Annotated in this window: 23 protein-coding genes and 2 riboswitches; of the genes, 17 read left to right on the forward strand and 6 right to left on the reverse strand. The window is 62.5% G+C overall.

Annotated features, from left to right (window positions below; genetic code table 11):
• Positions 1–28: 28 nt before the first annotated feature.
• Entirely contained in the window at positions 29–763 is a 735-nt protein-coding gene (locus IE087_RS08725) for a proteasome-type protease (protein WP_189368924.1), read from the forward strand.
• An 89-nt stretch (positions 764–852) separates the two neighbouring features.
• Here IE087_RS08725 and IE087_RS08730 read toward each other — a convergent pair whose 3' ends face one another.
• Together IE087_RS08730 and IE087_RS08735 are read right to left on the reverse strand one after the other, a co-directional pair.
• Positions 853–1,245 (reverse strand): 5-carboxymethyl-2-hydroxymuconate isomerase, encoded by a 393-nt coding sequence (locus IE087_RS08730; protein ID WP_189368925.1) that lies wholly within the window; start codon positions 1,243–1,245, stop codon positions 853–855.
• Between the two features lie 22 nt (positions 1,246–1,267).
• Positions 1,268–2,716, reverse strand: coding sequence for a cobyric acid synthase (locus IE087_RS08735; RefSeq protein ID WP_189368926.1), 1,449 nt, complete (start codon positions 2,714–2,716; stop codon positions 1,268–1,270).
• 97 nt (positions 2,717–2,813) lie between these two features.
• On the opposite strand from IE087_RS08735, the gene IE087_RS08740 reads away from it, so the two are divergent.
• The gene (locus IE087_RS08740; protein WP_189368927.1) at positions 2,814–2,963 is read left to right on the forward strand and encodes a hypothetical protein; all 150 of its coding nucleotides are present in this window, start codon (positions 2,814–2,816) and stop codon (positions 2,961–2,963) included.
• A 229-nt stretch (positions 2,964–3,192) separates the two neighbouring features.
• Here the strand turns inward: IE087_RS08740 and IE087_RS23510 are convergent, their stop codons facing one another.
• The 3 genes from IE087_RS23510 to IE087_RS08750 all read right to left on the reverse strand — a co-directional run bounded on the left by IE087_RS23510 (position 3,193) and on the right by IE087_RS08750 (position 4,799).
• The gene (locus tag IE087_RS23510) at positions 3,193–3,396 is read right to left on the reverse strand and encodes a hypothetical protein (protein WP_229801313.1); all 204 of its coding nucleotides are present in this window, start codon (positions 3,394–3,396) and stop codon (positions 3,193–3,195) included.
• Between the two features lie 111 nt (positions 3,397–3,507).
• Positions 3,508–4,119 carry a cob(I)yrinic acid a,c-diamide adenosyltransferase gene (gene cobO, locus IE087_RS08745; protein ID WP_189368928.1) on the reverse strand — a complete coding sequence of 204 codons (612 nt, stop codon included), beginning with the start codon at positions 4,117–4,119 and terminating at the stop codon, positions 3,508–3,510.
• A 71-nt stretch (positions 4,120–4,190) separates the two neighbouring features.
• Positions 4,191–4,799 (reverse strand): HAD family hydrolase, encoded by a 609-nt coding sequence (locus tag IE087_RS08750; RefSeq protein WP_189368929.1) that lies wholly within the window; start codon positions 4,797–4,799, stop codon positions 4,191–4,193.
• A gap of 90 nt (positions 4,800–4,889) precedes the next feature.
• Positions 4,890–5,112, forward strand: a riboswitch (cobalamin riboswitch).
• A 92-nt stretch (positions 5,113–5,204) separates the two neighbouring features.
• Between IE087_RS08750 and IE087_RS08755 the strand changes: the two genes are divergently transcribed.
• From IE087_RS08755 to cobJ, 7 genes are read left to right on the forward strand one after another with little or no spacing between them, the layout of a single operon-like run.
• Positions 5,205–5,579 (forward strand): DUF1636 family protein, encoded by a 375-nt coding sequence (locus tag IE087_RS08755; RefSeq protein WP_189368930.1) that lies wholly within the window; start codon positions 5,205–5,207, stop codon positions 5,577–5,579.
• Between the two features lie 3 nt (positions 5,580–5,582).
• On the forward strand, positions 5,583–6,638 hold the full coding sequence (gene cobW, locus IE087_RS08760) for a cobalamin biosynthesis protein CobW (RefSeq protein WP_189368931.1): 1,056 nt from the start codon (positions 5,583–5,585) through the stop codon (positions 6,636–6,638).
• A gap of 23 nt (positions 6,639–6,661) precedes the next feature.
• Positions 6,662–9,895: a cobaltochelatase subunit CobN gene (cobN, locus tag IE087_RS08765; RefSeq protein ID WP_189368932.1), complete on the forward strand. Its 3,234-nt coding sequence runs from the start codon at positions 6,662–6,664 to the stop codon at positions 9,893–9,895.
• A complete protein-coding gene (locus IE087_RS08770) occupies positions 9,892–11,001 on the forward strand; it encodes a ferredoxin-like domain-containing protein (RefSeq protein WP_189368933.1) in 1,110 nt (369 codons plus the stop codon). Before cobN ends, IE087_RS08770 begins: the two co-directional genes overlap by 4 nt.
• Position 11,002: 1 nt before the next feature.
• Positions 11,003–11,632, forward strand: a complete 630-nt coding sequence (locus tag IE087_RS08775; protein WP_189368934.1) for a precorrin-8X methylmutase — start codon at positions 11,003–11,005, stop codon at positions 11,630–11,632.
• Positions 11,633–11,637: 5 nt separating this feature from the next.
• Positions 11,638–12,378 carry a precorrin-2 C(20)-methyltransferase gene (gene cobI, locus IE087_RS08780; protein ID WP_189368935.1) on the forward strand — a complete coding sequence of 247 codons (741 nt, stop codon included), beginning with the start codon at positions 11,638–11,640 and terminating at the stop codon, positions 12,376–12,378.
• Complete coding sequence (gene cobJ / locus IE087_RS08785; RefSeq protein WP_189368936.1) at positions 12,375–13,127, forward strand: precorrin-3B C(17)-methyltransferase; 753 nt, start codon at positions 12,375–12,377, stop codon at positions 13,125–13,127. The genes cobI and cobJ overlap by 4 nt, the downstream gene beginning before the upstream one ends.
• On the opposite strand, the gene IE087_RS08790 is transcribed toward cobJ, so the two are convergent.
• The gene (locus IE087_RS08790) at positions 13,100–13,855 is read right to left on the reverse strand and encodes a cobalt-precorrin-6A reductase (RefSeq protein ID WP_189368937.1); all 756 of its coding nucleotides are present in this window, start codon (positions 13,853–13,855) and stop codon (positions 13,100–13,102) included. The genes cobJ and IE087_RS08790 overlap by 28 nt on opposite strands.
• On the opposite strand from IE087_RS08790, the gene cbiE reads away from it, so the two are divergent.
• The 8 genes from cbiE (at position 13,854) to IE087_RS08830 (ending at position 20,943) form a co-directional block, all read left to right on the forward strand.
• Positions 13,854–15,071, forward strand: coding sequence for a precorrin-6y C5,15-methyltransferase (decarboxylating) subunit CbiE (gene cbiE / locus IE087_RS08795; protein ID WP_189368938.1), 1,218 nt, complete (start codon positions 13,854–13,856; stop codon positions 15,069–15,071). The two genes, IE087_RS08790 and cbiE, sit on opposite strands and share 2 nt — an antisense overlap.
• Positions 15,068–15,424 carry a cobalamin biosynthesis protein gene (locus IE087_RS08800; RefSeq protein WP_189368939.1) on the forward strand — a complete coding sequence of 119 codons (357 nt, stop codon included), beginning with the start codon at positions 15,068–15,070 and terminating at the stop codon, positions 15,422–15,424. Before cbiE ends, IE087_RS08800 begins: the two co-directional genes overlap by 4 nt.
• A complete protein-coding gene (gene cobM / locus IE087_RS08805; protein WP_189368940.1) occupies positions 15,421–16,215 on the forward strand; it encodes a precorrin-4 C(11)-methyltransferase in 795 nt (264 codons plus the stop codon). Before IE087_RS08800 ends, cobM begins: the two co-directional genes overlap by 4 nt.
• Positions 16,208–17,515, forward strand: a complete 1,308-nt coding sequence (locus tag IE087_RS08810; protein WP_189369304.1) for a cobyrinic acid a,c-diamide synthase CobB — start codon at positions 16,208–16,210, stop codon at positions 17,513–17,515. The genes cobM and IE087_RS08810 overlap by 8 nt, the downstream gene beginning before the upstream one ends.
• Positions 17,512–18,231: a uroporphyrinogen-III C-methyltransferase gene (gene cobA, locus IE087_RS08815; protein WP_189368941.1), complete on the forward strand. Its 720-nt coding sequence runs from the start codon at positions 17,512–17,514 to the stop codon at positions 18,229–18,231. The genes IE087_RS08810 and cobA overlap by 4 nt, the downstream gene beginning before the upstream one ends.
• 67 nt (positions 18,232–18,298) lie before the next feature.
• Positions 18,299–18,485: riboswitch (cobalamin riboswitch) on the forward strand.
• A 51-nt stretch (positions 18,486–18,536) separates the two neighbouring features.
• A complete protein-coding gene (locus tag IE087_RS08820; RefSeq protein ID WP_189368942.1) occupies positions 18,537–19,214 on the forward strand; it encodes an energy-coupling factor ABC transporter permease in 678 nt (225 codons plus the stop codon).
• A gap of 53 nt (positions 19,215–19,267) precedes the next feature.
• Positions 19,268–20,011: a precorrin-6A synthase (deacetylating) gene (gene cobF / locus IE087_RS08825; protein WP_189368943.1), complete on the forward strand. Its 744-nt coding sequence runs from the start codon at positions 19,268–19,270 to the stop codon at positions 20,009–20,011.
• A gap of 98 nt (positions 20,012–20,109) precedes the next feature.
• On the forward strand, positions 20,110–20,943 hold the full coding sequence (locus IE087_RS08830; RefSeq protein ID WP_189368944.1) for an urease accessory protein UreD: 834 nt from the start codon (positions 20,110–20,112) through the stop codon (positions 20,941–20,943).
• Positions 20,944–20,946 lie beyond the last annotated feature (3 nt).

The following is a 20,946-nucleotide window of genomic DNA, read 5'->3' on the forward strand; positions in this document are numbered from 1 at the left end:
CGCGACTCGGGGCGGGGACACACAAAATATGACCTATTGCGTAGGGATGCGGTTGGATGCCGGACTGATCTTTATGTCCGACACGCGCACCAATGCGGGCGTCGACAACATCTCGACCGTGAAGAAGATGCACACCTGGGAGGTGCCGGGGGAACGCGTGATCGTGATTATGACCGCCGGGAACCTCGCAACCACGCAATCGGTGATCTCGCTTCTGGATGAGCGGTCAAAAGCTCCCGAAGATCGCAGCCCCTCGATCCTTGAAGCACCATCGATGTTTCAGGTGGCCCGTGAGGTCGGGCGCACTCTGAAAGAGGTGATCGCATCCAATGCCACGACGGGCATGGAGGCCGATGGCGCGTTTGGCGCGACCATGATCATTGGTGGGCAGATCAAAGGGTCGGACCCCCGCCTGTTCCTTGTCTATCCGGAGGGGAATTTTATCGAAGCGTCAGATGACACTCCGTTTTTCCAGATTGGGGAAGCCAAGTACGGCAAACCCATCATCGTGCGCGCGCATGATCCGGCGATGCGCTTCGAGGATGCGGTGAAGTTGCTGATGGTCAGTTTTGATTCGACCATTAAGTCGAACCTGTCCGTGGGCCTGCCGCTTGATTACGTGACCTATGATCGAGACAGCCTGTCCATCACCCATGCCGAACGGATCGAAGCTGATGACCCCTATTTCCAGACGGTATCGAATGGATGGGGGCAAGCATTGAAAGTGGCCTTCGATCAGTTGCCCGAATTTGCCTTCGAGTGATCCAGCGGACGCTGCGCGACAACATGTTTTAGGGGGCTCCGCCCCCGCCCTGCGGGCTCCCCCGCAGTATTTCCAGTCAGAAGAAACTTCTAGTGCATGTCCGGCGGCAAGTAGCTGCGGATCGAGCTGGTTTTGCGGCTGTGGTTTGGGTCGAGCTCTCGAAGCTCAAGCGACAGCATGAAAGGGTGATGCGCCATGTAATCTGCGGTGAAGGCCTTGGCCGCCTCAAAGACAGCATCTGTTGCCAGAGTTTTCTGCTCCTCAGTCCGCCCCTCAGCCAACCGGATCACGATATCGATGAAACCGTGTTTTGTATCGCCGTCGGCGATCACGCTGTATTGTGCAGCATGCGCGCGCACCCGAATGCCCGCGGCGGGGAACACACCAGTCGCCGCCGCCGCATTTTTCAAAGCAACGCAGAGGCCATGCATGTCCAACTGATCTTCGAGATTGGCAGAATAGTCGATCACGATATGAGGCATGTGCCAACTCTGTGCCTGCGCCCTATCGTGCGCAAGCCAAAAGCGCGTCGATGTCGAGATGGGTTTCGAGATGATCCGCCAATGCATCAAGCGTTGTTTCCACGGTATCGGCGTAGGACGCGTTGCCGTGGCTCACGCCAAAGCCCGCAAGCCAGGCCCGCCGAAAACCATCGTCGCGGAACATGCCGTGCAAGTAGCTGCCTGCAATCCGCCCATCCGCGCTGATGGCACCTTCGTCCTGCCCCGCTACCTGCGCGAAGGGGCGCGCGCGATCAGGTCCTTCGCTGCGTCCGATGTGAATTTCGTACCCTTGAAAGGCTTGTCCCGTGGGCACATGAACCGCCTCTACGGTGGTCAACCGCTTATCATCGGTCATCGTGGTCTGGACATCCAGCAGTCCGATCCCATCCGTGGCGCCGGCCGGCCCTTCAATGCCTTCAGGGTCATCCACCACGCGCCCCAGCATCTGGAACCCGCCGCAGATCCCCAGCACGGCCCCACCGCGCCGCGTGTGGGCACGGATATCCTCGTCCCATCCCTGGCCCTTGAGAAACTGCAGATCGCCCCGTGTTGACTTGCTACCCGGGATGATCACCACATCCGTATCCGCTGGCAACGCTTGGCCCGCATGCAACATGGTCAACCGCACACCCGGTTCCTGCGCAAGCGGATCAAGGTCATCGAAATTGGCGATGCGTGACAGTTTGAGGCAGACGATATGTAGGCCATCAGCCCGACGTGGTGTCGCGATATCCAGCGCATCCTCTGCTGGCAGTTTCCAGGCATCCGAAAACCAAGGCACCATGCCAAAGCCACGCCACCCTGTGTATTTTTCAATCAGGGCGTAGCCGTCGTCAAACAGGCGCGGATCACCACGAAAGCGGTTGATCAGGAAGCCCTTGATCAGCGCCTCGTCCTCCGGATCGATCACGGCCTGCGTTCCAACAACCTGTGCAATCACCCCGCCCCGATCGATGTCACCGGCCAAGACCACAGGGCAGTCAGCGGCGCGGGCAAAGCCCATATTTGCAATGTCGCCCGGGCGCAGGTTCACCTCAGCCGGGCTGCCCGCCCCTTCAACCAGCACCAGATCATGCGCCTGCTTCAACCGGCCAAAGCTGTCGAGGACATGTTCCATGAGCTGCGGCTTTAGCGCAGCGTATTCCCGCGCCTTCACCGTGGTCAGACGTTTGCCCTGCACGACGACCTGGCTGCCCACGTCTGTTTCGGGTTTCAGCAGCACGGGGTTCATGTCCGTATGGGGTTGTAACCCGGACGCCATGGCCTGCAGCGCCTGGGCGCGACCAATTTCGCCGCCGTCCGTTGTCACGGCGGCATTGTTCGACATGTTTTGCGGCTTGAACGGGGCCACTGAGAGGCCTCGGCGTTTTGCCGCGCGGCACAGTCCGGATACCAGCATCGACTTGCCGACATTGGAGCCAGTGCCTTGAAACATGAGGGCTTTCGCCATGATACCTCCATCCTGACATCGCAGAAATGCCAGATTCGTCGCGCAAGCTGATGCGACGATCACTTACATGACACCACGCAAAAGAAACGGAAAGATCATGTTGGATTTCACAAACACACCGGAACGCCGCAAGCGTGCGGCCAAGGCGCGGGCGCGCAAAACGATGATCCTTATGGGGCTGGCGATTGCAGTACCGGCTGCTGCTTGGGCAATTGACCTTGGAACAGTTGCAACACTGCTGAACTGAGCATCTAAGAATCAGGTTGGTAACGGCAATACTCAACGTACTTGCTAGCAGCGCCTTTAAAGCAGTTGCCTAAGCGACTTGAACACATGCGGGTTCAACACTTCGCAGATTTGGGAAACCGACCTGCCGCACCCAAAATCCGTCGGTACAACCAATTTTCCCACAGGCATTGTGAGGAAGCGTTTTGCGAAAACGCGACTGTCGCAGTCCGCGGCTGCGCGCCAAATGACTACGGATCGTGGTGTTTGGCTACAACATCGCTTGGAAGCATTGCGCTTGCATACTTCGCAGCCGTCGCAATTCGCCCGTAGTAGTCTCGCGCAATCCTTTGAAAATCCTGCAGCTCGTTGGACTCTTGGTGCATCAAATATCTCAAGTCGCTCAGCACCCGATAGATTTCCTCTAGTTTTTCTTGATCACTGGGGTCGCTCACAACACTTCCTTGCTTGACGCTTCTTCAAAAGGCGAACCATCTGCTTCGGTAGCAGAGGCTCCAAAACCGCCATCGTCTTACTACTCAACGGCCGAGATTGGCCCTTGCCTGTCAGAACTCAACGCCCTTCTGCGCTTTCACACCCAAATCTTTGAAAGGGTGCTTGACCAGCGTCATCTCGGTTACGAGATCCGCCGCCTCGATCAACTCGGGCTTGGCATTCCGACCCGTCAGCACCACGTGAGTCATCTCGGGTTTCTTCGTTAGAAGAAACTCAACCACTTCGTCGATATCCAAATAGTCGTAGCGCAGCGCGATGTTGATCTCGTCGAGCAGAACAAACTGGATTTCGGGATCGAGAATCTGTTCCTTGGCAATCTTCCAGCCGTTCTGTGCCGCCGCGATGTCCCGCTCGCGGTCCTGGGTTTCCCAAGTGAACCCTTCTCCGGACACAAAAAACCGGCACTCATCCGCGAACCGATCCCGCAGAAACGTCTTTTCCCCGGTGTCCCAGTTGCCCTTGATGAACTGCACCACCGCGCAAGGCATCCCGTGCGAGATACACCGCATGATCATCCCGAACCCGGAGGATGACTTTCCCTTGCCCGGCCCGGTATGGACCATGATCAGACCCTTCTCCTCGGTCTTGGTCTCCATCATCTTGTCGCGGGCGGCCTTGATCTTTTTCATCTTGGCATTGTGGCGTTCGGTGATGTCGTCCATGGCGTCCTCCGGTATATTTCGGCCAAGTCGTGCCACTATTTGCGCCGCGCGACCAGAGGCGTTTCTTGCAATCAACCCAAGCGGTCCAGAAACGCCCCAAGACCATCGCGTGTGTCATCCACAAAATGGTAGGCCAGCCAGCCGCGCGCCCGCACCGCCTCAACGTTTCGTTTCGTGTCGTCCACCAGCACGTGCATAGACGCAGGCGCACCTGTCCAATCCTCGATCTGCGCGAAATAGGCCTCCTCGGGTTTTGCGCACCCCATGCGTCCGGAGGCAAAGATCCGTTCGACCCGATCGGCAAACCCCATCTCCGTCTCGATGTAAGCTGCGCGACGCGCCTCGTTATTCGTGCCGATGACATGTCGGAATGCTGAACGCTCTAGGTGCGGCAGGACAGCCAGGTCAGGACGGGCATCCTTGGCAAACCAGTAGGCCAGAAAGGCGTCCACATCGATCTCTTGCTCCAACCCGGCGATCCACTCTGACACGGCGTCGCGCAAGTCCCGCTCGCCCCGGATGATGGGGCGAATGCGTTCGGGTCGGAACAGGTGCGATTGCAGGCTGTCCAAGTGCACACCCCAATCGTCAAACAGGTCATCCGCCCAGACAAATCGTCCATCCACGATGTTTCCGTTCAGAACACCGTCAAAATCCCAAACAATGACTCGTTCCGTCATGACAAGCTCCAGCCTCCTGAATTTGGCGCACCGTAACGCGACGCCCTGCTGTTCTCCATCGCGTTCCCGCTTGACTCTGTTTCCTCGCCCGCGCACTACGGTCGGGCTGGTGCCCGGGGTCCGCTTCGGGTGAAAAGGGAATGCCGCGCAAGATTTTTCGACGAAAAATCTCGCCAACGCAGCCGCCCCCGCGACCGTGACCGGAGAGGTCGCCCCACGCCACTGGCCAAAGGCCGGGAAGGCAGGGCAACCGCAGAGGCCAACAGCCTCGGAATCCGCAAGCCGGGAGACCTGCCAGCAGACGTGACGAAACCGGACGGGGTGTGCCGGGTGTCGGGAAGCCACGGCCCCCAATTGTCTTGGGCCGCCCGTCATCTGCCATGCTGTCCCTAACAGGGAAAGAACATGGCCAATTTGCCCCCCGTGGAACTCTTGGTCTGCGTGAAATGCCGCCGCGAAATGGACGTGCCCGAGGGCGGTACCCGCCCCGGCGAAGCGCTTCATGCAGAGCTTGCCAATCGCACCATGCCCGAAGGCGTAACGCTCAAGGCCGTGGAATGCTTGTCCAACTGCTCCTCCGGGTGCTCGGTCGCCGTGCGCGGTGGCGCGCAGCGCTGGACCTATGTCTACGGCAACCTGATGGAAGACCGGGACGCCGACATGGTCGTTGACGGCATCGGCAAATATGCCGCCACCACCGATGGCATCGTGCCTTGGCGCGAGCGCCCCGAACATTTCCGCAAAAACTGCATCGCCCGCATCCCCCCGCAGGAGTTTTGATCCATGACAAACCTGAACAAAGTCCCCGTCACCGTCATCACCGGCTTTCTCGGCTCGGGCAAGACGACCCTTGTGCGCCACCTGATGCAGAACCCGCAGGGCAAGCGCCTTGCCGTTGTCGTCAACGAATTTGGCGACGTGGGCGTTGATGGCGAAATCCTCAAGAGCTGCGCCATCCCTGATTGCCCTGCCGAAAACATCATGGAGCTTGCCAATGGCTGCATCTGCTGCACCGTTGCCGATGACTTCATCCCGACGATCGAGGCGCTTATGGCACTTGATCCGCAACCAGAACACATCCTGATCGAAACGTCGGGCCTCGCCCTGCCGAAACCGCTGCTCAAGGCGTTTGACTGGCCCGATATCCGCAGCCGCATCACCGTTGATGGCGTGATCGCGCTGGCTGACGCCGAAGCTGTCGCCTCGGGCCGTTTCGCCCCGGACGTGGCCGCCGTCGATGCCCAGCGCGAAGCCGACGACAGCCTTGATCACGAAACACCGCTGTCCGAGGTGTTCGAAGACCAGATCAGCTGCGCCGACATCATCCTGCTGACCAAACCCGACCTTGCGGGCCCGGACGGTATTGCGAAGGCTAAGGCAGTGATCGAAGCAGAAGCCCCTCGCACCCTGCCTGTTGTTGAAGTCGCCGAAGGTGTGGTTGATCCCCGCGTGATCCTCGGGCTTGAAGCCGCCGCTGAAGATGACATGGACGCGCGGCCCAGCCACCACGACGGGCATGACGACCACGAACATGACGACTTCGAAAGCGTCATCATCGACATCCCCGAAATCAGCGACCCCGCCGAACTGGTTGCCCGCATCGAAGCGATGGCCAAGACGCAGAACATCCTGCGCGTCAAAGGCTACGCCGCCGTCATAGGCAAACCCATGCGCCTGCTGGTCCAGGCCGTCGGTGCCCGAGTCCGTCACCAATTCGACCGCCCTTGGGCCGCGAATGAGGCGCGACAGGGTCGTTTGGTCGTGATTGCAGAACATGACGACGTGAACGAAGCAGCCATTCGCGCCGCTCTGGTCCAAGTCACCGAAGCTGCCGAGTAACAAAACCGCACCAGGCCAACGCCATGCACGTCGTCTTTCGCGAAAGCCACGGGCTCGAAGAGACCGAAACACCCACCGATCTGGGGCAGACGCCCGCAGATCTGGTGGTGCTGTCGTTCTCCGACAGCGACCTCGGGGCCTTCGCGGCGGCGTATCACCGGGCGGACGGCAAACTGCCGACGCTGCGGCTGGCCAACCTTGTCGGCCTTAAACACCCGCTTTCGGTCGACACCTATGTCGAACAGACGCTGGAGGGGGCCAAGGGCATCCTGATCCGCCTGATTGGCGGCGTGCCTTATTGGGCCTATGGCTTGCAACAGGTCGAGGCCCTGTGCCGCCAAAAGGGCATCGCGCTCGCCGTCCTGCCGGCTGATGGGCGGCCCGATCCACGGCTGGATGAAGTCTCTACCCTTCCAACCTCCACACTGCGGCGCCTTGCCCACCTGTGCGACACAGGCGGCGCCGTCGCCGCCCAAGCGGCACTGGCGCAAATGGCCCTCGCCTCCGGCCTCTATGCAGGCCCGGTCAAAGGCTGCAAAGCTTTACCGACGGTCGGTGCATGGACGCCCGAAAATGGCGTTGCCTGCCCCCTGATCCATGGCGCCGACAACAAACCGCTGATCCTCGTCACATTCTATCGCGCCTACCTCGCCGCCGCCGACCTGTCCCCGATCGAAGCGACCTTCCAAGCTCTGCGCGCTCGCGGCTTCCGCGTCCTCGGCCTCTTCGCCCCATCGCTCAAGGCGCCCGAGGCCGCCGCGTGGATGGCCCGCCAAGTCGCACATCTGAAACCTGCCGCCATCGTCAACGCCACCGCCTTCTCCGGCATCGGTGCAAATGGCGCGTCACCTTTGGACGCAGGCGATGTCCCGGTCTTCCAGATCGCCCTTGCCACCTCGACCCGTGAGGCGTGGGCTGAGGCTGAACGCGGCCTGTCACCCGCCGACCTTGCCATGCACGTCGTGCTTCCCGAGGTCGATGGCCGCCTCCTTGCTGGTGTCGCGTCCTTCAAGGAACCCCAACCGCAGGACAAGGCCCTGCAATTCGCGCGCTACGCCCATGCCGCAGACGCCCAGCGCATCGACATGGTGGCAGATCGGGTGAAGGCGTGGACCGACCTCGCTGCCACCCCCGCCGCCGACCGGTCACTTGCATTGGTGCTCAGCACCTACCCCGGCAAGGACTGGAACATGGCTCATGCCGTGGGACTGGACGCGCTTGCTTCGACCGAGGCCATACTGTCGGACCTCAAGGCGGCTGGTCACACCACCGATCCTACTCCTGTTACATCTGCGCTCGAAACCGAAACAATCGAATGGCCGCTTGAGGTCTACAAGGCTACATTGGTGCAGCTTCCCGCGAGCTTGCAGGATGATCTGCAAGCCGCTTGGGGAGATCCAGCCGCTGACACCATTGACGGGGTATTCCACTTCCCCGCCACACGGCGCGGCAAGGTTTTGGTGGCCCTGCAACCCGAGCGCGGCACACCGGACGCGCGGGATGACGACTACCACGACCTCAGCCGAGTGCCGCGCCACGCCTATGTCGCCTTCTACCTCTGGCTTCAGACCCAGACACAAGCGCTGATCCATATCGGTGCGCACGGCACGCTCGAATGGCTGCCGGGCAAGGCGGTTGCCCTGTCCGACACCTGTTGGCCCGAAGCGCTCACTGGCACACTGCCCGTCATCTACCCCTTCATCGTGAACGACCCGGGCGAAGCCGCGCAGGCCAAACGCCGCATCGGCGCTGTCACCCTCGGCCACCTGCCGCCCCCGATGAAGGACAGCGCCACGCCGGACCGCTTTGTCCGGCTTGAGTCGCTGCTCGACGAGTTTTCGAACGCCGATGGCCTCGACCCGAAACGCCGCGACCGGCTGCAAGAGGACATCCGCGCCGAAGCCCAAGCAATCGGCGTCGAAAACGACCTCGGCCTTGACCGCGCGGCGTGCAGCGCCGAGGCGATCACCCGGATCGACCGCTTTGTCTGTGACATCAAGGAAAGCCAGTTCGGCGACGGCCTGCACATCTGGGGCCAGGACGCCGACACCGAACGCACCGCCCTGATCGACGCTCTGAACGGCAAACGCATCGCCGGTGGCCCTTCCGGCTCTCCCCATCGCGGGCGGCGTGACGTACTGCCCACGGGCCGCAATCTCTACACCACCGATCCGCGCGGCGTTCCCACCCGTGCCGCCTACGCCCAAGGCTTCAAGCTGGCCGAGGAACTGGTGCGCCGCCATCTGCAAGAAGAAGGCGACTGGCCCCGCGGCCTGATCGTGGACCTCTGGGGATCGGCGACCATGCGCACGGCGGGCGAGGAATTCGCCATGGCGCTGCACCTTCTCGGCGTGAAGCCGGTCTGGGACCAAGGGTCAGAGCGGGTGTCAGGCATCGAAGTGTTGCCCATCACCGACCTCGACCGCCCGCGCATCGACGTGACACTGCGCGTGTCTGGCCTGTTCCGTGACGTGTTCCCAACGCTCTCAGCCCTGTTCGGTCAAGCTGTCCGTGCACTGTCCGCCCGCGACGAAGCACCGGATTGGAACCCTTATGCAGGCCAAGCGCCTGCCGCCCGCGTCTACGGCCCGGCCCCAGGCAGCTTTGGCCTTGGCATGGGTGCCGACATCGAAACCTTCACCGACGACGCCCGCGCAGCGGCGGGCGAGGCATGGCTTGCCGCCAGCGCATACGCCTTAGACGGAGACAAAACGGAAAAGGATGAGGCCGGTATCCGCGCCCGCGTGGCTGCAGCCGATAGCTTCGTTCACTTGCAAGACCTGCCGGAAACCGACGTCCTGCTGGCCTCTGACTACGCCGCGCACGAGGCAGGCTTCGCCGCAGCCCAAGCCGTGACAGGCGGCAAGGCCGCCCTCTACCATCTCGACAGCACGCAACCCGACCGCCCCCGCGCACGCACCCTACCCGAGGAAATCGCCCGTGTTGTTCAGGCGCGCGCCACCCAGCCCCACTGGCTGCGCGGCATGATGCGCCATGGTTTCCGTGGCGGGGCCGAGATTGCCGCGACGCTCGACCACATGGCCTCTTTCGCGCATCTGGCAGGCGTCGTCGGCCCGCACCTGTTCGACGCCTACCACGATGCGACATTGGGCGATCCGGAAGTCGCCGCCTTCCTCCAAGACGCCAACCCCGGCGCCTACCAAGCCATGCAAGACCAGTTCGCCGCCCTCGACGCTGCTGGTCTCTGGCACACCCGCCGCAACTCCATCCGCGCCTCACTTGAGGCGGCCCAATGACGGTCAAAGGCTGGTGCCCTGGCGCATGGCGCCCCATGATGTCAGGTGACGGGCTGATCATGCGTATCCGCCCCCGCCTTGGGCGGTTGGACCGCGCACAAATCCTGGGCCTCTGCGCGCTGTCACAGTCCGAGGGCAACGGCATTCTCGATCTTACTAGCCGCGCCAACCTGCAGATGCGCGGTGTGCAGGAAAGCCGTCACGAACAGGTCCTGAGCGCCCTCTTTGATCTTGGCCTGCTCGACGGCACGGCTGAGGAAGAAGCACGACGCAACATCGTCGTGACACCATCATGGGAAACCGGTGACCTCACAACTAGACTGCACGACACTCTCTTGTGCGCACTGCCAGAGATGCCAGATCTGCCCGCCAAGATGGGAATCGCGATCGACACCGGCCCCAATCCGCTTCTGTCCGACACATCAGCCGACTTCCGGTTCGAACGCACCACCGCTGGCACCCTCATCCTGCGGGCCGACGGCGCGGATAAAGGCAAAGAGATTACGGCAGCAAACGCGCCAGCCGCCCTTATCGCGCTTGCCAACTGGTTTGTTGCCTCAGACGGACGCACCGCCGGGCGCATGTCAAAGCACCTGAAAACAACCACCCTACCCCCGGAATGGACACAGCAGCCCCCCGCAGCGACAGCCCTGCGCGTTTCCCCCGGTCCAGTGGGTCAAGGCCACGTCTACGGCGCACCCTTCGGCAGCATGGATGCGAGCGCCCTGGCCGCGCTGATCCAAGACAGCCAAGCCACCGCCCTACGCGTCACACCATGGCGCCTGCTCCTGCTGGAAAACGCACAACACTGCGACGCCCGCGACTTCATCACCCAAGCAAGCGATCCGCTGCTGTACACCCACGCCTGCCCGGGCGCACCCGCCTGCGCTTCCGCCACCGTGGACACACGCAGCCTCGCCCGCGCCCTCGCCAAACCCGGTTTGCACGTCTCGGGCTGCGCCAAGGGATGCGCGCACCCCCGCCCCGCCACCACCACGCTTGTGGGCCGTGACGGCGCGTATGACCTTGTAGAAAACGGTCATCCATGGGATGCCCCGCGCGCGACCGGCCTCACAGCCACAGATCTCCTGACGCCAGCGAGCTAAAATGCCCTACGAATACGAAACCGATGGCGCGGCCATCTACCTGCAAAGCTTCGCCACGATCCGCGCGGAAGCCGACCTGAAACACTTCGACAAGGACGAAGAGCAAGTGGCCGTGCGCATGATCCACGCCGCTGGCATGGTCGGGCTTGAACAGCACTGCCGCTTCTCCCACGGCTTCGTCCCTGCCGCCCGCACTGCCCTCGAGAACGGCGCACCCATCCTTTGCGATGCGCGCATGGTCAGCGAAGGCATCACGCGGCCACGCCTGCCCGCAAACAACGAAGTGATCTGCACGTTGCACAATGACGGCGTGCGTGAACTGGCCGCCCAAATGAGCAACACCCGCTCCGCCGCCGCCCTCGAGCTTTGGCGGCCCCATCTCGAAGGTGCTGTCGTCGCCATCGGCAACGCCCCCACAGCACTCTTTCACCTTTTGAACATGCTCGAAGACCCCGTCTGCCCCCGCCCCGCCGCCATCATCGGCTGCCCTGTAGGTTTCGTGGGTGCTGTCGAAAGTAAGGACGCACTCTGGGCCGACCAACCCGTCCCCTGCTGCATCGTCCAAGGGCGGCTGGGCGGCAGCGCAATCACCGTTGCCGCCGTCAACGCCATCGCGAGCCGGAAAGAATAACTGCGATGCGCAGCTCAGATACCCCTGGAACCGTCCACGGCGTCGGCCTCGGCCCCGGCGCGCAGGACCTGCTCAGCGTCCGCGCAGACCGACTGGTGCGCAACGCCAAACACGTGGCCTTCTTCCGCAAGGCGGGCCGTCCGGGCCAGGCCCGGCGCATTATCGACGGGATGCTGGCGGATCACGCCGTCGAATTCCCCATGGAATACCCGGTCACCACGGAAATCCCGCTGACCGACCCGCGCTACAACGAAATCCTCAGCGCCTTCTACGCCGACTGTACCACCCACCTGCGCCAACTGGCCGAACAGGGCGAAGACGTGGTTGTGCTGTGCGAAGGCGACCCGTTCTTTTATGGCTCGTTCATGCACCTCTACACGCGGCTCGAACCACACGTTCCGGTGCAGGTTGTGCCTGCGATCACCGGCATGTCCGGCGCATGGACGGCGACAGGCGCACCGATCACATGGGGCGACGACATCCTCACCGTTCTGATGGGCACGCTGGACGAAGACACGCTTGTGCAGGGCATGGAGCAAGCCGACGCGCTTGTGGTGATGAAGATCGGACGCAATATCGACAAGGTGCGCAACGCCCTGCGCTGCGCCGGGAAATACGAAGACGCCTACCTGATCGAATTTGCCGCCATGCCAAACCAGAACGTGCAAAAACTGTGCGAGGCTGAAGGGAAAGTAACGCCCTACTTCTCGATCATCGTGGTGCACGGACAGGGCCGCCGCCCATGACCGGCTGGGTGCGCATCGCGGGCCTCGGGCCGGGCGATGACGCCCTGATCACGCCCGAGGTGTCGGATGTGCTGACCGAAGCCACGGACATCGTTGGCTACATTCCTTACGTCGCCCGCATCACGGAACGGCTCGGCCTGACACTGCACGCCAGCGAAAACCGCGTCGAAATCGACCGCTCCCGCCACGCCCTCGAAATGGCAAGCGACGGCAGACGCGTCGTCGTCGTGTCCTCCGGCGATCCCGGCGTCTTCGCCATGGCCGCTGCCGTGTTTGAAGCAGTCGAGGCCGGCCCCGATCACTGGCGCAATCTCGACATCTCCGTTTTGCCCGGCATCACCGCCATGCTCGCGGCCTCCGCCCGCTGCGGCGCACCACTGGGCCACGACTTCTGCGCCATCAACCTGAGCGACAATCTCAAACCGTGGAGCCTCATCGAAAAACGCCTGCGCCTCGCGGCCGAGGGTGACTTTGCCATGGCGTTCTACAATCCGCGCTCCAAGTCGCGGCCTGAAGGGTTTGTGCGGACTTTGGAGGTGCTCAAAGACGCATGTGGTGATGACCGCCCTGTCATCTTCGCCCGCAACGTCACGCGACCGGATGAAGAGATCAGAATTGTTCCCCTGCCCGACACGACGCCAGACATGGCCGACATGCGTACCATGGTCATCGTCGGCTCGTCCCGCACCCGGATCATCAAACGGGACGGCGCGCCAATTGTCTACACGCCAAGGTCGACGCCGGAATGACGCAACCAGTCCATCACCTCGGCCACGCTATGCGCCTCTTGCCGGTCCGGCACAGCCGGTCGGTCGATCATGATCACCGGCAGGCCCAATGCGCGGGCGGCGGCGATCTTGGCATAGGCTCCGGTGCCACCCGCATTTTTCGACACAACCAGATCAATGCGATGCTCTTGCATCAGCGCGCGGTCGTCCGCCTCGTTAAACGGCCCGCGCGACACCAGCACATGGTGATCGGGAAAGGGTGGCGGGTCCTTGGGCGGATCAACCAGACGCAACAGGTAAAAATGCTGCGGATTGGGCGCAAACTCTGCCAGATGCATGCGCCCGACGGCCAACATGACGCGTTTGGCCGGTTGGTCCAACGCATCCACGGCCCCCGCGATGTCGGGCACATGGGTCCAGCGATCTCCATCCTGCGCCGTCCACGGCTTTCGGGTCAGTGCCAGCAGCGGCACATCCGCCTCTGTGCAGGCTGCAACCGCATTCCGGCTCATCTGTGCGGCAAAGGGGTGGGTCGCGTCGATCACATGTGTGATTTGCTCGGCACGCAGATGCTCAACCAATCCATAAACACCGCCAAAGCCCCCGATGCGCTGCGGCAAGGGCTGACGCTTGGGCCGGTCCACGCGTCCGGCAAAGCTGACCGTGCCAGCCACACCCGCCTCTGCAGCAGCATTGGCAAAAGCCGTGGCCTCGGTCGTCCCGGCGAGGATCAGGAGGTTGGCGCGCATGTCTGACCCTTGGTTGACGATCATCGGAATAGGCGAGGACGGGGTTGCCGGTCTCAGTGCCGCAAGTCAAGCAGCCCTTTCCAAGGCAGAGGTCATCATGGGACCGCAACGCCACCTCGATCTTGTGGTTAACAACCCGTTAAGCACAAGTGTCCCCGCGGGGACAGATCTCATCCCATGGCCCGTTCCCTTCGCTGACGGCATCGCCATCCTCGCCTCCCTGCGGGGCCAAAGGGTTGCGGTGCTGGCCTCCGGCGACCCGTTCTGGTTCGGTGCCGGCTCAACGATTGCGCGCAGTTTCGGCAGGGACGAATGGACCGCTTTGCCTGGCCCATCGTCGTTCACATGCGCTGCCAATCGGTTGGGTTGGGCGCTGGAGCATGTCATCTGCCTCGGGCTGCACGCCGCCCCGTTTGCGCGGATATGCAAACACCTCGCACCAGCGCAACAATTGCTTGTCACGGTGCGCGACGGTGCGGCTGTTCTGGAACTTGCAAGATACTTGACTGAATTGGACTTAGGTCGTAGCGATGTACACGTGATGGAACGGCTTGGCGGCCCACTGGAACGTGTCTCGAGCTACCGCGCAGAAAGTATCGCCGGCACGTTCGAACACCCCGTGCTGGTTGGCCTGTATATTGCGGGTAATGGTCCAGTTCTCACGACGGCGACCGGGCAGTCTGATGACACGTTCGACCACGATGGCCAGATCACCAAACGTCCCATCCGTGCCATCACGCTGTCGACACTTGCGCCCCGACCTGGCGAGCACCTCTGGGATGTCGGCGCCGGGTCCGGTTCTGTCGCGCTGGAATGGCTGCTCAGTGCGCCCATGTCTACGGCGACATGTTTCGAAATTCGACGCGACCGGGCCGATCGCATTCGCGCAAATGCCGCGAAACTGGGGGTCGAAAACGCGTTGCGGGTGATCGAAGCACCGATCCCGGACGTGCCTGAGAACAGCGGTATAACGCCTCCTGATGCAGTCTTTATCGGCGGCGGCCTGACGTCGGAAACGCTCGACAGAGCGGTTGGAACCTTGGCACGGATCGTCGTCAACGCAGTAACGCTAGAAGGTGAAGCGCTTCTGGCGCAAGCCCATGCTAAACATGGCGGGAGCTTGACGCGCATTGCCTTGAGCCACGCCGCGCCATTGGGTCCGAAACGGGGATGGCAATCGTCCTACCCGGTGGTGCAGTGGAGCCTAGAGCAATGATCGTAGCCGGATTTGGATTTAGTAAGAGGGCCACGCAGGCCAGTCTTAAAGATGCGCTGGCACAACACAATGTGGAGCCAGATGCCGTGGCAACACTTGAAGGCAAGGTAACTACGTTGAAGCGCCTCGCTTTGTCCAACGGCGTCAGAGTGATCGTCGTCAGTGATGCCGATGCCAAGGCGCAGAAAACGCACACCCAATCGGTCCGCAGCAGCACCGAAAAAGGCACGCCAAGCGTGGCCGAGGCGACGGCCCTTGCCGCCGCAGGCCCCGGCGCGAGGTTGATCAGCACCCGCACCATATCCCAAGATCGCATGGCCACCTGTGCCATAGCCCAAGGACCCGACACATGACCGTTCACTTCATTGGCGCAGGCCCTGGTGCGCCCGACCTTCTGACCCTGCGGGGACGCGACCTGATCGCATCCTGCCCGGTGTGCCTCTATGCCGGGTCGCTGGTGCCCGAGGCGATCCTTGGTCACTGCCCGGAGGGGGCAAAGATCGTGAACACGGCGTCCATGGACCTCTACACGATCATGGGCGAGATCGAGGCGGCCCATGCGGCAGGGCAAGACATTGCGCGGCTACACTCGGGGGACTTGTCCGTATGGTCGGCCATGGGCGAACAGCTACGGCGGATCAAGGCGGCGGGCATCCCGTTCACCGTGACCCCCGGCGTGCCATCCTTCTCCGCTGCCGCCGCTGCACTGGGGGCAGAGCTGACCCTGCCCGGCGTTGCGCAATCCGTGGTGCTGACCCGAACACCGGGCCGAGCCACATCCATGCCGGACGGTGAGACCCTGACGAACTTTGCCGCCACCGGCGCAACACTGGCCATCCATCTCAGCATTGGCAATCTGGATCAGGTCATCACCGACTTGACGCCAGCGTATGGTGCGGACTGTCCTGTTGCCGTGGTCTATCGCGCCAGCTGGCCTGATGAGCAGATCATCCACGCCACCTTGTCGACACTGAAGGATGCCATGAACGAAGGCATCAGCCGCACGGCCCTGATCCTTGTGGGTCACGCCATCGGTGCCGAAAGGTTTGACGAAAGCTGTTTGTATTCAACAGACTATGACCGCCGGTACCGCCCACAAAGTGCGGACAGCCCATGGGCCAGCTGGAGCCACGGCGATGATTAAGGGCCTGATGATCTCCGCCCCGGCCTCTGGCACGGGCAAGACGACGGTGATGCTGGGCCTTCTGCGGGCCTTGCGGGATGACGGCATGGTCGTGCAGCCCTACAAAAGCGGGCCGGACTATATCGACCCCGCCTTTCACCTTGCCGCTGCCGGGCGCGCCTCGTTCAACTTTGACACCTGGGCAATGGATGGCAACCTGCTGGGTGGCATTGCGGCACAATCGCAGCGGGCCGATATCTGTGTGGCCGAGGGGTCCATGGGCCTGTTCGATGGGGTTGCCACACGCGGCCAGTCAGGCTTTGGGTCCAGCGCAGAAACCGCGCTCTCCATGGGTTGGCCGGTCATTCTGGTCATCGACGTGGGCGGACAGGCGCAATCGGCGGCGGCCACAGCGCTAGGATTCAAGAGCTACAATCCCGATCTGCCCTTTGCCGGGGTGATCCTGAACCGGGTCGCCAGCCCCCGACATGAGCGCCTGACCCGGCTGGGAATGGAACGCGCAGGCGTCAAGGTCTTGGGCAGCCTGCCCCGGCGCGGCGACCTGAAATTGCCCGAGCGGCATCTGGGCCTGATCCAGGCGGTTGAGCATCCTGATCTGGAAGCCGCCATTGCCGGATATGCAGAATTCCTGCGGGACAACGTTGATCTGGACGCGGTCAAGGCCGCGGCGCAAGCCGGACCATCCATGGTTCAGCATCCTTTGCCAACGCCGCCCGCGCAGCGGATCGCATTGGCGCGGGATGCCGCGTTTTCCTTTACCTACCCACACCTGCTGGAAGGCTGGCGCGCGGCGGGGGCGGAAATCCTGCCGTTCTCTCCGCTGGCCGATGAAGCACCGGCACCGGATGCCGATCTGGTTTGGCTGCCCGGCGGCTACCCCGAATTGCACGGCGGTACGTTGACAGCCGCCTCCAACTTCCTGTCAGGACTGCGCAAGCACGCCGAAACGCGTCCGGTACATGGCGAATGCGGTGGCTACATGGTGCTGGGCGCGGGGTTGACTGACAAAGAGGGCACGCGGCACGAAATGGCGGGCCTGTTTGGCCTCGAGACCAGCTTTGAAAAGCGGAAATTCCACCTTGGCTACCGGCGGGCGGTGCTGGATGCGCCCATGCCCGGCTTTGCGGCGGGAGCGGCTTTGCGCGGGCACGAATTCCACTACACCACCATTCTGGATGAACCCGATGAACCCCTCGCGCAGGTGTCTGATGCGGACGGAAATCCTGTGCCCGAAACAGGCTCGCGCCGTGGCCATGTCACTGGCACGTTCTTTCACCTGATTACCGGGGAAACGGTATGACCGGGTTTGTCAGCTTTGTGGGCTCAGGCCCTGGCGATCCAGAGCTTTTGACGCTGAAGGCGGTGGATCGGTTGAAGCGCGCGGATGCGGTTCTGTTCGATGATCTGAGTGCCGGCCTCATCCTCAGCCATGCGCGCAGCGGTGCGGACCTTGTGGGTGTGGGCAAGCGTGCGGGGCGGCCATCGCCCAAGCAGCATCATGTCAGCCAGCTTTTGGTCGACTATGCGCAGGAAGATCAACGCATTGTGCGCCTGAAGTCGGGCGACGGCGGCACATTCGGGCGGTTAGAAGAGGAAACCGATGCGCTCAAGGCCGCCGGTATCCCGTTCGAGATCATTCCCGGTGTGCCTTCGGCCTGTGCGGCTGCCGCTGCGGCGGGTATTCCGCTGACCCGCAGGCTGACCGCGCGCCGCGTGCAATTTGTCACCGGCCACGATGTGCGCGGCGCGCTGCCCGAGGACCTGAACATGGCGGCCCTCGCCGATGCGCAGGCCACCACGGTGGTGTTCATGGGACAGCGCACATTTCCTGCCTTCGCCGAGATGTTGATGCAGGCCGGACTGCCTGCCGGGACACCGGCGCTGCTGGCCGAGGGCGTGTCCACGGACGCGCAGCAACTGCACCGCACAACGGTAGACAAGCTTGCTGAAAAATTGAACCAGGGTGTCAGCGACGCGCCTGCCCTGATCCTCTATGGCGCGCTGGCCGAGGGGTGACCTTACCCCGCGCCCTTTCCGCGCCGTCAAATGCCGCATCCGGACTTGTCGGGCTTGGGAATCAATGTAAACGTGAGTTGACGATGGTGGCCCCGAAAGGGGTCTGAAAAGGGAACCGGGTGAAAATCCCGGACTGCCCCCGCAACTGTGACCGGCGAGCGGTGCCGGCAGACACCACTGGTGCGATGCACTGGGAAGGTCTGGCCCCGCAGCGACCCGGCAGTCAGGAGACCTGCCATCGGCAAATGAAACCTGCCGGGTCACCGGCCGCAATGCCGCCGGGGTGGTGGCGAGGAGACAAAAAGATGCATATCGAACCGGGCGTCGTGGATGGCGCAAAAATGGCATTGGCCTATGGCACAGCCACCGCTGCAGCAGGCTATTCCTTTAAACTAGCTTTCGACGATCTGAAGCAGCACAGCGTGCCGTCTTTCGTTCTGCGCACCGTCATGGCAACCGTTGGCACATTTGTCTTCTTCGAAGTGCTGCCTCATTTCGCGGTTGGCGTGTCAGAAGTGCACTTCATCCTTGGTACGACCTTGTTCCTGCTACTGGGACCTGCCACCGCCGCTTTTGGCCTTGTGTTTGGCTTGCTGATTCAAGGGGCTTTCTTTGCGCCGTCCGATATGCCCATGTTCTTCGTCAACGTGACAACCCTGCTGTTCCCGCTGTTTGCTGTGCACGCGCTGGCCAGGCGGATCGTTCCGCAGGCAACAGCCTATGTGGATCTCGACTACACTCAGGTGCTCAAGATGTCCGCTGTGTATCAAGGCGGTGTCGTGGCGTGGGTTGCATTCTGGGCCATTTACGGTCAGGGCGTTGGGGCCGAGAACATCCAATCCGTGCTGGCCTTTGGCGGTGCATATCTGCTGGTAATCCTGATCGAACCCATTGCCGATCTGGCCGTTTTGGCCGGGGCAAAGGCGTTGCGCGGTGCGCAGGGCAGCGGCATCTTCACCAACCGGCTTTATGAGGCCGCCTGATCGCGCGACACTGGAACAAGGAAGGGGCCGCCACTGCGCGGCCTTTTTACATTATGACTCAGCTTTTTCTGATTGGCATCGGCACCGGCAACCCTGACCACCTGACGGGAGAGGCGCAGCGCGTGATGGCTGAGGCCGACCTGTTTCTGGTTCCGCACAAGGGTGCTGGCAAATCCGATCTTGCCGATCTGCGGACCCGGATCATTGCCGAGCTGCGCGAGGATGTCCCCGTTGCACTTTTCGACATGCCGGTCCGAGACGACACCTTGCCCTACATTGCCCGTGTGGATGCCTGGCATGATGAGATTGCAGCGCTCTGGACCACTACAATGGCGCAACATCCCCACGCCCGAAAGGTGGCCCTTCTGGTGTGGGGCGACCCGTCGCTTTATGACAGCACCCTGCGCATTGCCGCCCGGCTGGATCCGATGCCAGAGGTCCGCGTGGTCGCCGGGATCACGTCGATACAGGCCCTGACAGCGGCCCATGCCATTCCGCTCAACACGTTAAACGCGCCCGTCACCATCTCAACCGGGCGGCGTCTGCGCGATCATGGTTGGCCTGAGGGGTGCGAGACGCTGGTGGTGATGCTGGACGGCGATTGCACATTCCAGCGTCTTAATGGCGACGCCTATGACATCTGGTGGGGGGCCTATCTGGGCATGCCGGAACAGATCCTTGAGCATGGGCGGCTCGCCGATGTCGCGGACCGTATCGTCCAACGCCGTGCCGAGGCGCGTGCCGACCACGGCTGGATCATGGACACGTACCTACTGCGAAAACTGCCTGAAATTTAGGCAACCCGCCCAGAAAGAGGACGCAGGTCGCGGCGATAGGCTGGCTGAATACGTTCGGGAATGGTCATATCCATCGGTATGAACCACCACGATGCTGCATGACTGCCCACCTGCCCCTGACCCCAGCGACACCCCTCGTGCAACCGCGCGCCATCGGGTCCGTCCGCTTGTCGACCAAGCCCGTTGCAGGGCAAACGCTCATTGACGGGCTGTACCAGCAAGGCGCGGCGAAAGCCGTCTTTCCGCGTGCCGCCCGCGGCATGACGGCCGTGCTTTTGAACACGTCCGGCGGCGTGACCGGGGGCGACCGGTTCGACTACGCGGCTACCGCCGGCGCCAGCACGCATTTGACGATGACGACACAAGCCTGCGAACGCGCCTATCGCGCGCAACCGGGCGAAGTTGGGCGGGTCGAGACCCGCCTTACCGTCAAAGACAACGCGACCCTATGGTGGTTGCCGCAGGAAACGCTGATCTTTGACGGCTGCGCGATGACCCGGCGGCTGTCCTGCGACCTTGCCCCAACCGCCCGCGCACTGATCGTGGAACCCATGTGCCTGGGCCGTATCGCCATGGGCGAAGACGCGGTGCAGGGCCATTTCGCGGACCGCATCTCGATCATCCGCGATGGTGCGCCTCTGGTGCTGGATGCGTGGACCCTATCCGGGGATATGACCGCGCAGATGTCCCGCTCGGCCATTGGTGACCAAGCGACTGCGATGGTCAGCCTGACCTATATCGCGCCAGATGCCGAGGCGCATCTGCCCCCCATCCGTGCCCTCCTGCCCGAAACGGGTGGTGCCAGCCTGCTGACCGACGACACGCTTGTTCTGCGCGCCCTCGCCCCCTCGGGCTATTACCTGCGCAAGGCGCTTCTGCCCATTCTCGACCACCTCACCGGTGGTCACCTGCCCATCTGCTGGAGACTTTGAGCC

This window comes from Tateyamaria omphalii (assembly GCF_014651375.1).
In the GTDB taxonomy this organism is placed as follows: Bacteria; Pseudomonadota; Alphaproteobacteria; order Rhodobacterales; family Rhodobacteraceae; genus Tateyamaria; species Tateyamaria omphalii.

What these genes read in the sequence shown, in the direction of transcription:
- IE087_RS08725 (WP_189368924.1), top strand. Translation starts at nt 29, where the DNA reads ATGACCTATTGCGTAGGGATGCGGTTGGATGCCGGACTGATCTTTATG.
- IE087_RS08730 (WP_189368925.1), bottom strand. Translation starts at nt 1,245, where the DNA reads ATGCCTCATATCGTGATCGACTATTCTGCCAATCTCGAAGATCAGTTG.
- IE087_RS08735 (WP_189368926.1), bottom strand. Translation starts at nt 2,716, where the DNA reads ATGGCGAAAGCCCTCATGTTTCAAGGCACTGGCTCCAATGTCGGCAAG.
- IE087_RS08740 (WP_189368927.1), top strand. Translation starts at nt 2,814, where the DNA reads ATGTTGGATTTCACAAACACACCGGAACGCCGCAAGCGTGCGGCCAAG.
- cobO (WP_189368928.1), bottom strand. Translation starts at nt 4,119, where the DNA reads ATGGACGACATCACCGAACGCCACAATGCCAAGATGAAAAAGATCAAG.
- IE087_RS08750 (WP_189368929.1), bottom strand. Translation starts at nt 4,799, where the DNA reads ATGACGGAACGAGTCATTGTTTGGGATTTTGACGGTGTTCTGAACGGA.
- IE087_RS08755 (WP_189368930.1), top strand. Translation starts at nt 5,205, where the DNA reads ATGGCCAATTTGCCCCCCGTGGAACTCTTGGTCTGCGTGAAATGCCGC.
- cobW (WP_189368931.1), top strand. Translation starts at nt 5,583, where the DNA reads ATGACAAACCTGAACAAAGTCCCCGTCACCGTCATCACCGGCTTTCTC.
- cobN (WP_189368932.1), top strand. Translation starts at nt 6,662, where the DNA reads ATGCACGTCGTCTTTCGCGAAAGCCACGGGCTCGAAGAGACCGAAACA.
- IE087_RS08770 (WP_189368933.1), top strand. Translation starts at nt 9,892, where the DNA reads ATGACGGTCAAAGGCTGGTGCCCTGGCGCATGGCGCCCCATGATGTCA.
- IE087_RS08775 (WP_189368934.1), top strand. Translation starts at nt 11,003, where the DNA reads ATGCCCTACGAATACGAAACCGATGGCGCGGCCATCTACCTGCAAAGC.
- cobI (WP_189368935.1), top strand. Translation starts at nt 11,638, where the DNA reads ATGCGCAGCTCAGATACCCCTGGAACCGTCCACGGCGTCGGCCTCGGC.
- cobJ (WP_189368936.1), top strand. Translation starts at nt 12,375, where the DNA reads ATGACCGGCTGGGTGCGCATCGCGGGCCTCGGGCCGGGCGATGACGCC.
- cbiE (WP_189368938.1), top strand. Translation starts at nt 13,854, where the DNA reads ATGTCTGACCCTTGGTTGACGATCATCGGAATAGGCGAGGACGGGGTT.
- IE087_RS08790 (WP_189368937.1), bottom strand. Translation starts at nt 13,855, where the DNA reads ATGCGCGCCAACCTCCTGATCCTCGCCGGGACGACCGAGGCCACGGCT.
- IE087_RS08800 (WP_189368939.1), top strand. Translation starts at nt 15,068, where the DNA reads ATGATCGTAGCCGGATTTGGATTTAGTAAGAGGGCCACGCAGGCCAGT.
- cobM (WP_189368940.1), top strand. Translation starts at nt 15,421, where the DNA reads ATGACCGTTCACTTCATTGGCGCAGGCCCTGGTGCGCCCGACCTTCTG.
- IE087_RS08810 (WP_189369304.1), top strand. Translation starts at nt 16,208, where the DNA reads ATGATTAAGGGCCTGATGATCTCCGCCCCGGCCTCTGGCACGGGCAAG.
- cobA (WP_189368941.1), top strand. Translation starts at nt 17,512, where the DNA reads ATGACCGGGTTTGTCAGCTTTGTGGGCTCAGGCCCTGGCGATCCAGAG.
- IE087_RS08820 (WP_189368942.1), top strand. Translation starts at nt 18,537, where the DNA reads ATGCATATCGAACCGGGCGTCGTGGATGGCGCAAAAATGGCATTGGCC.
- cobF (WP_189368943.1), top strand. Translation starts at nt 19,268, where the DNA reads ATGACTCAGCTTTTTCTGATTGGCATCGGCACCGGCAACCCTGACCAC.
- IE087_RS08830 (WP_189368944.1), top strand. Translation starts at nt 20,110, where the DNA reads ATGACTGCCCACCTGCCCCTGACCCCAGCGACACCCCTCGTGCAACCG.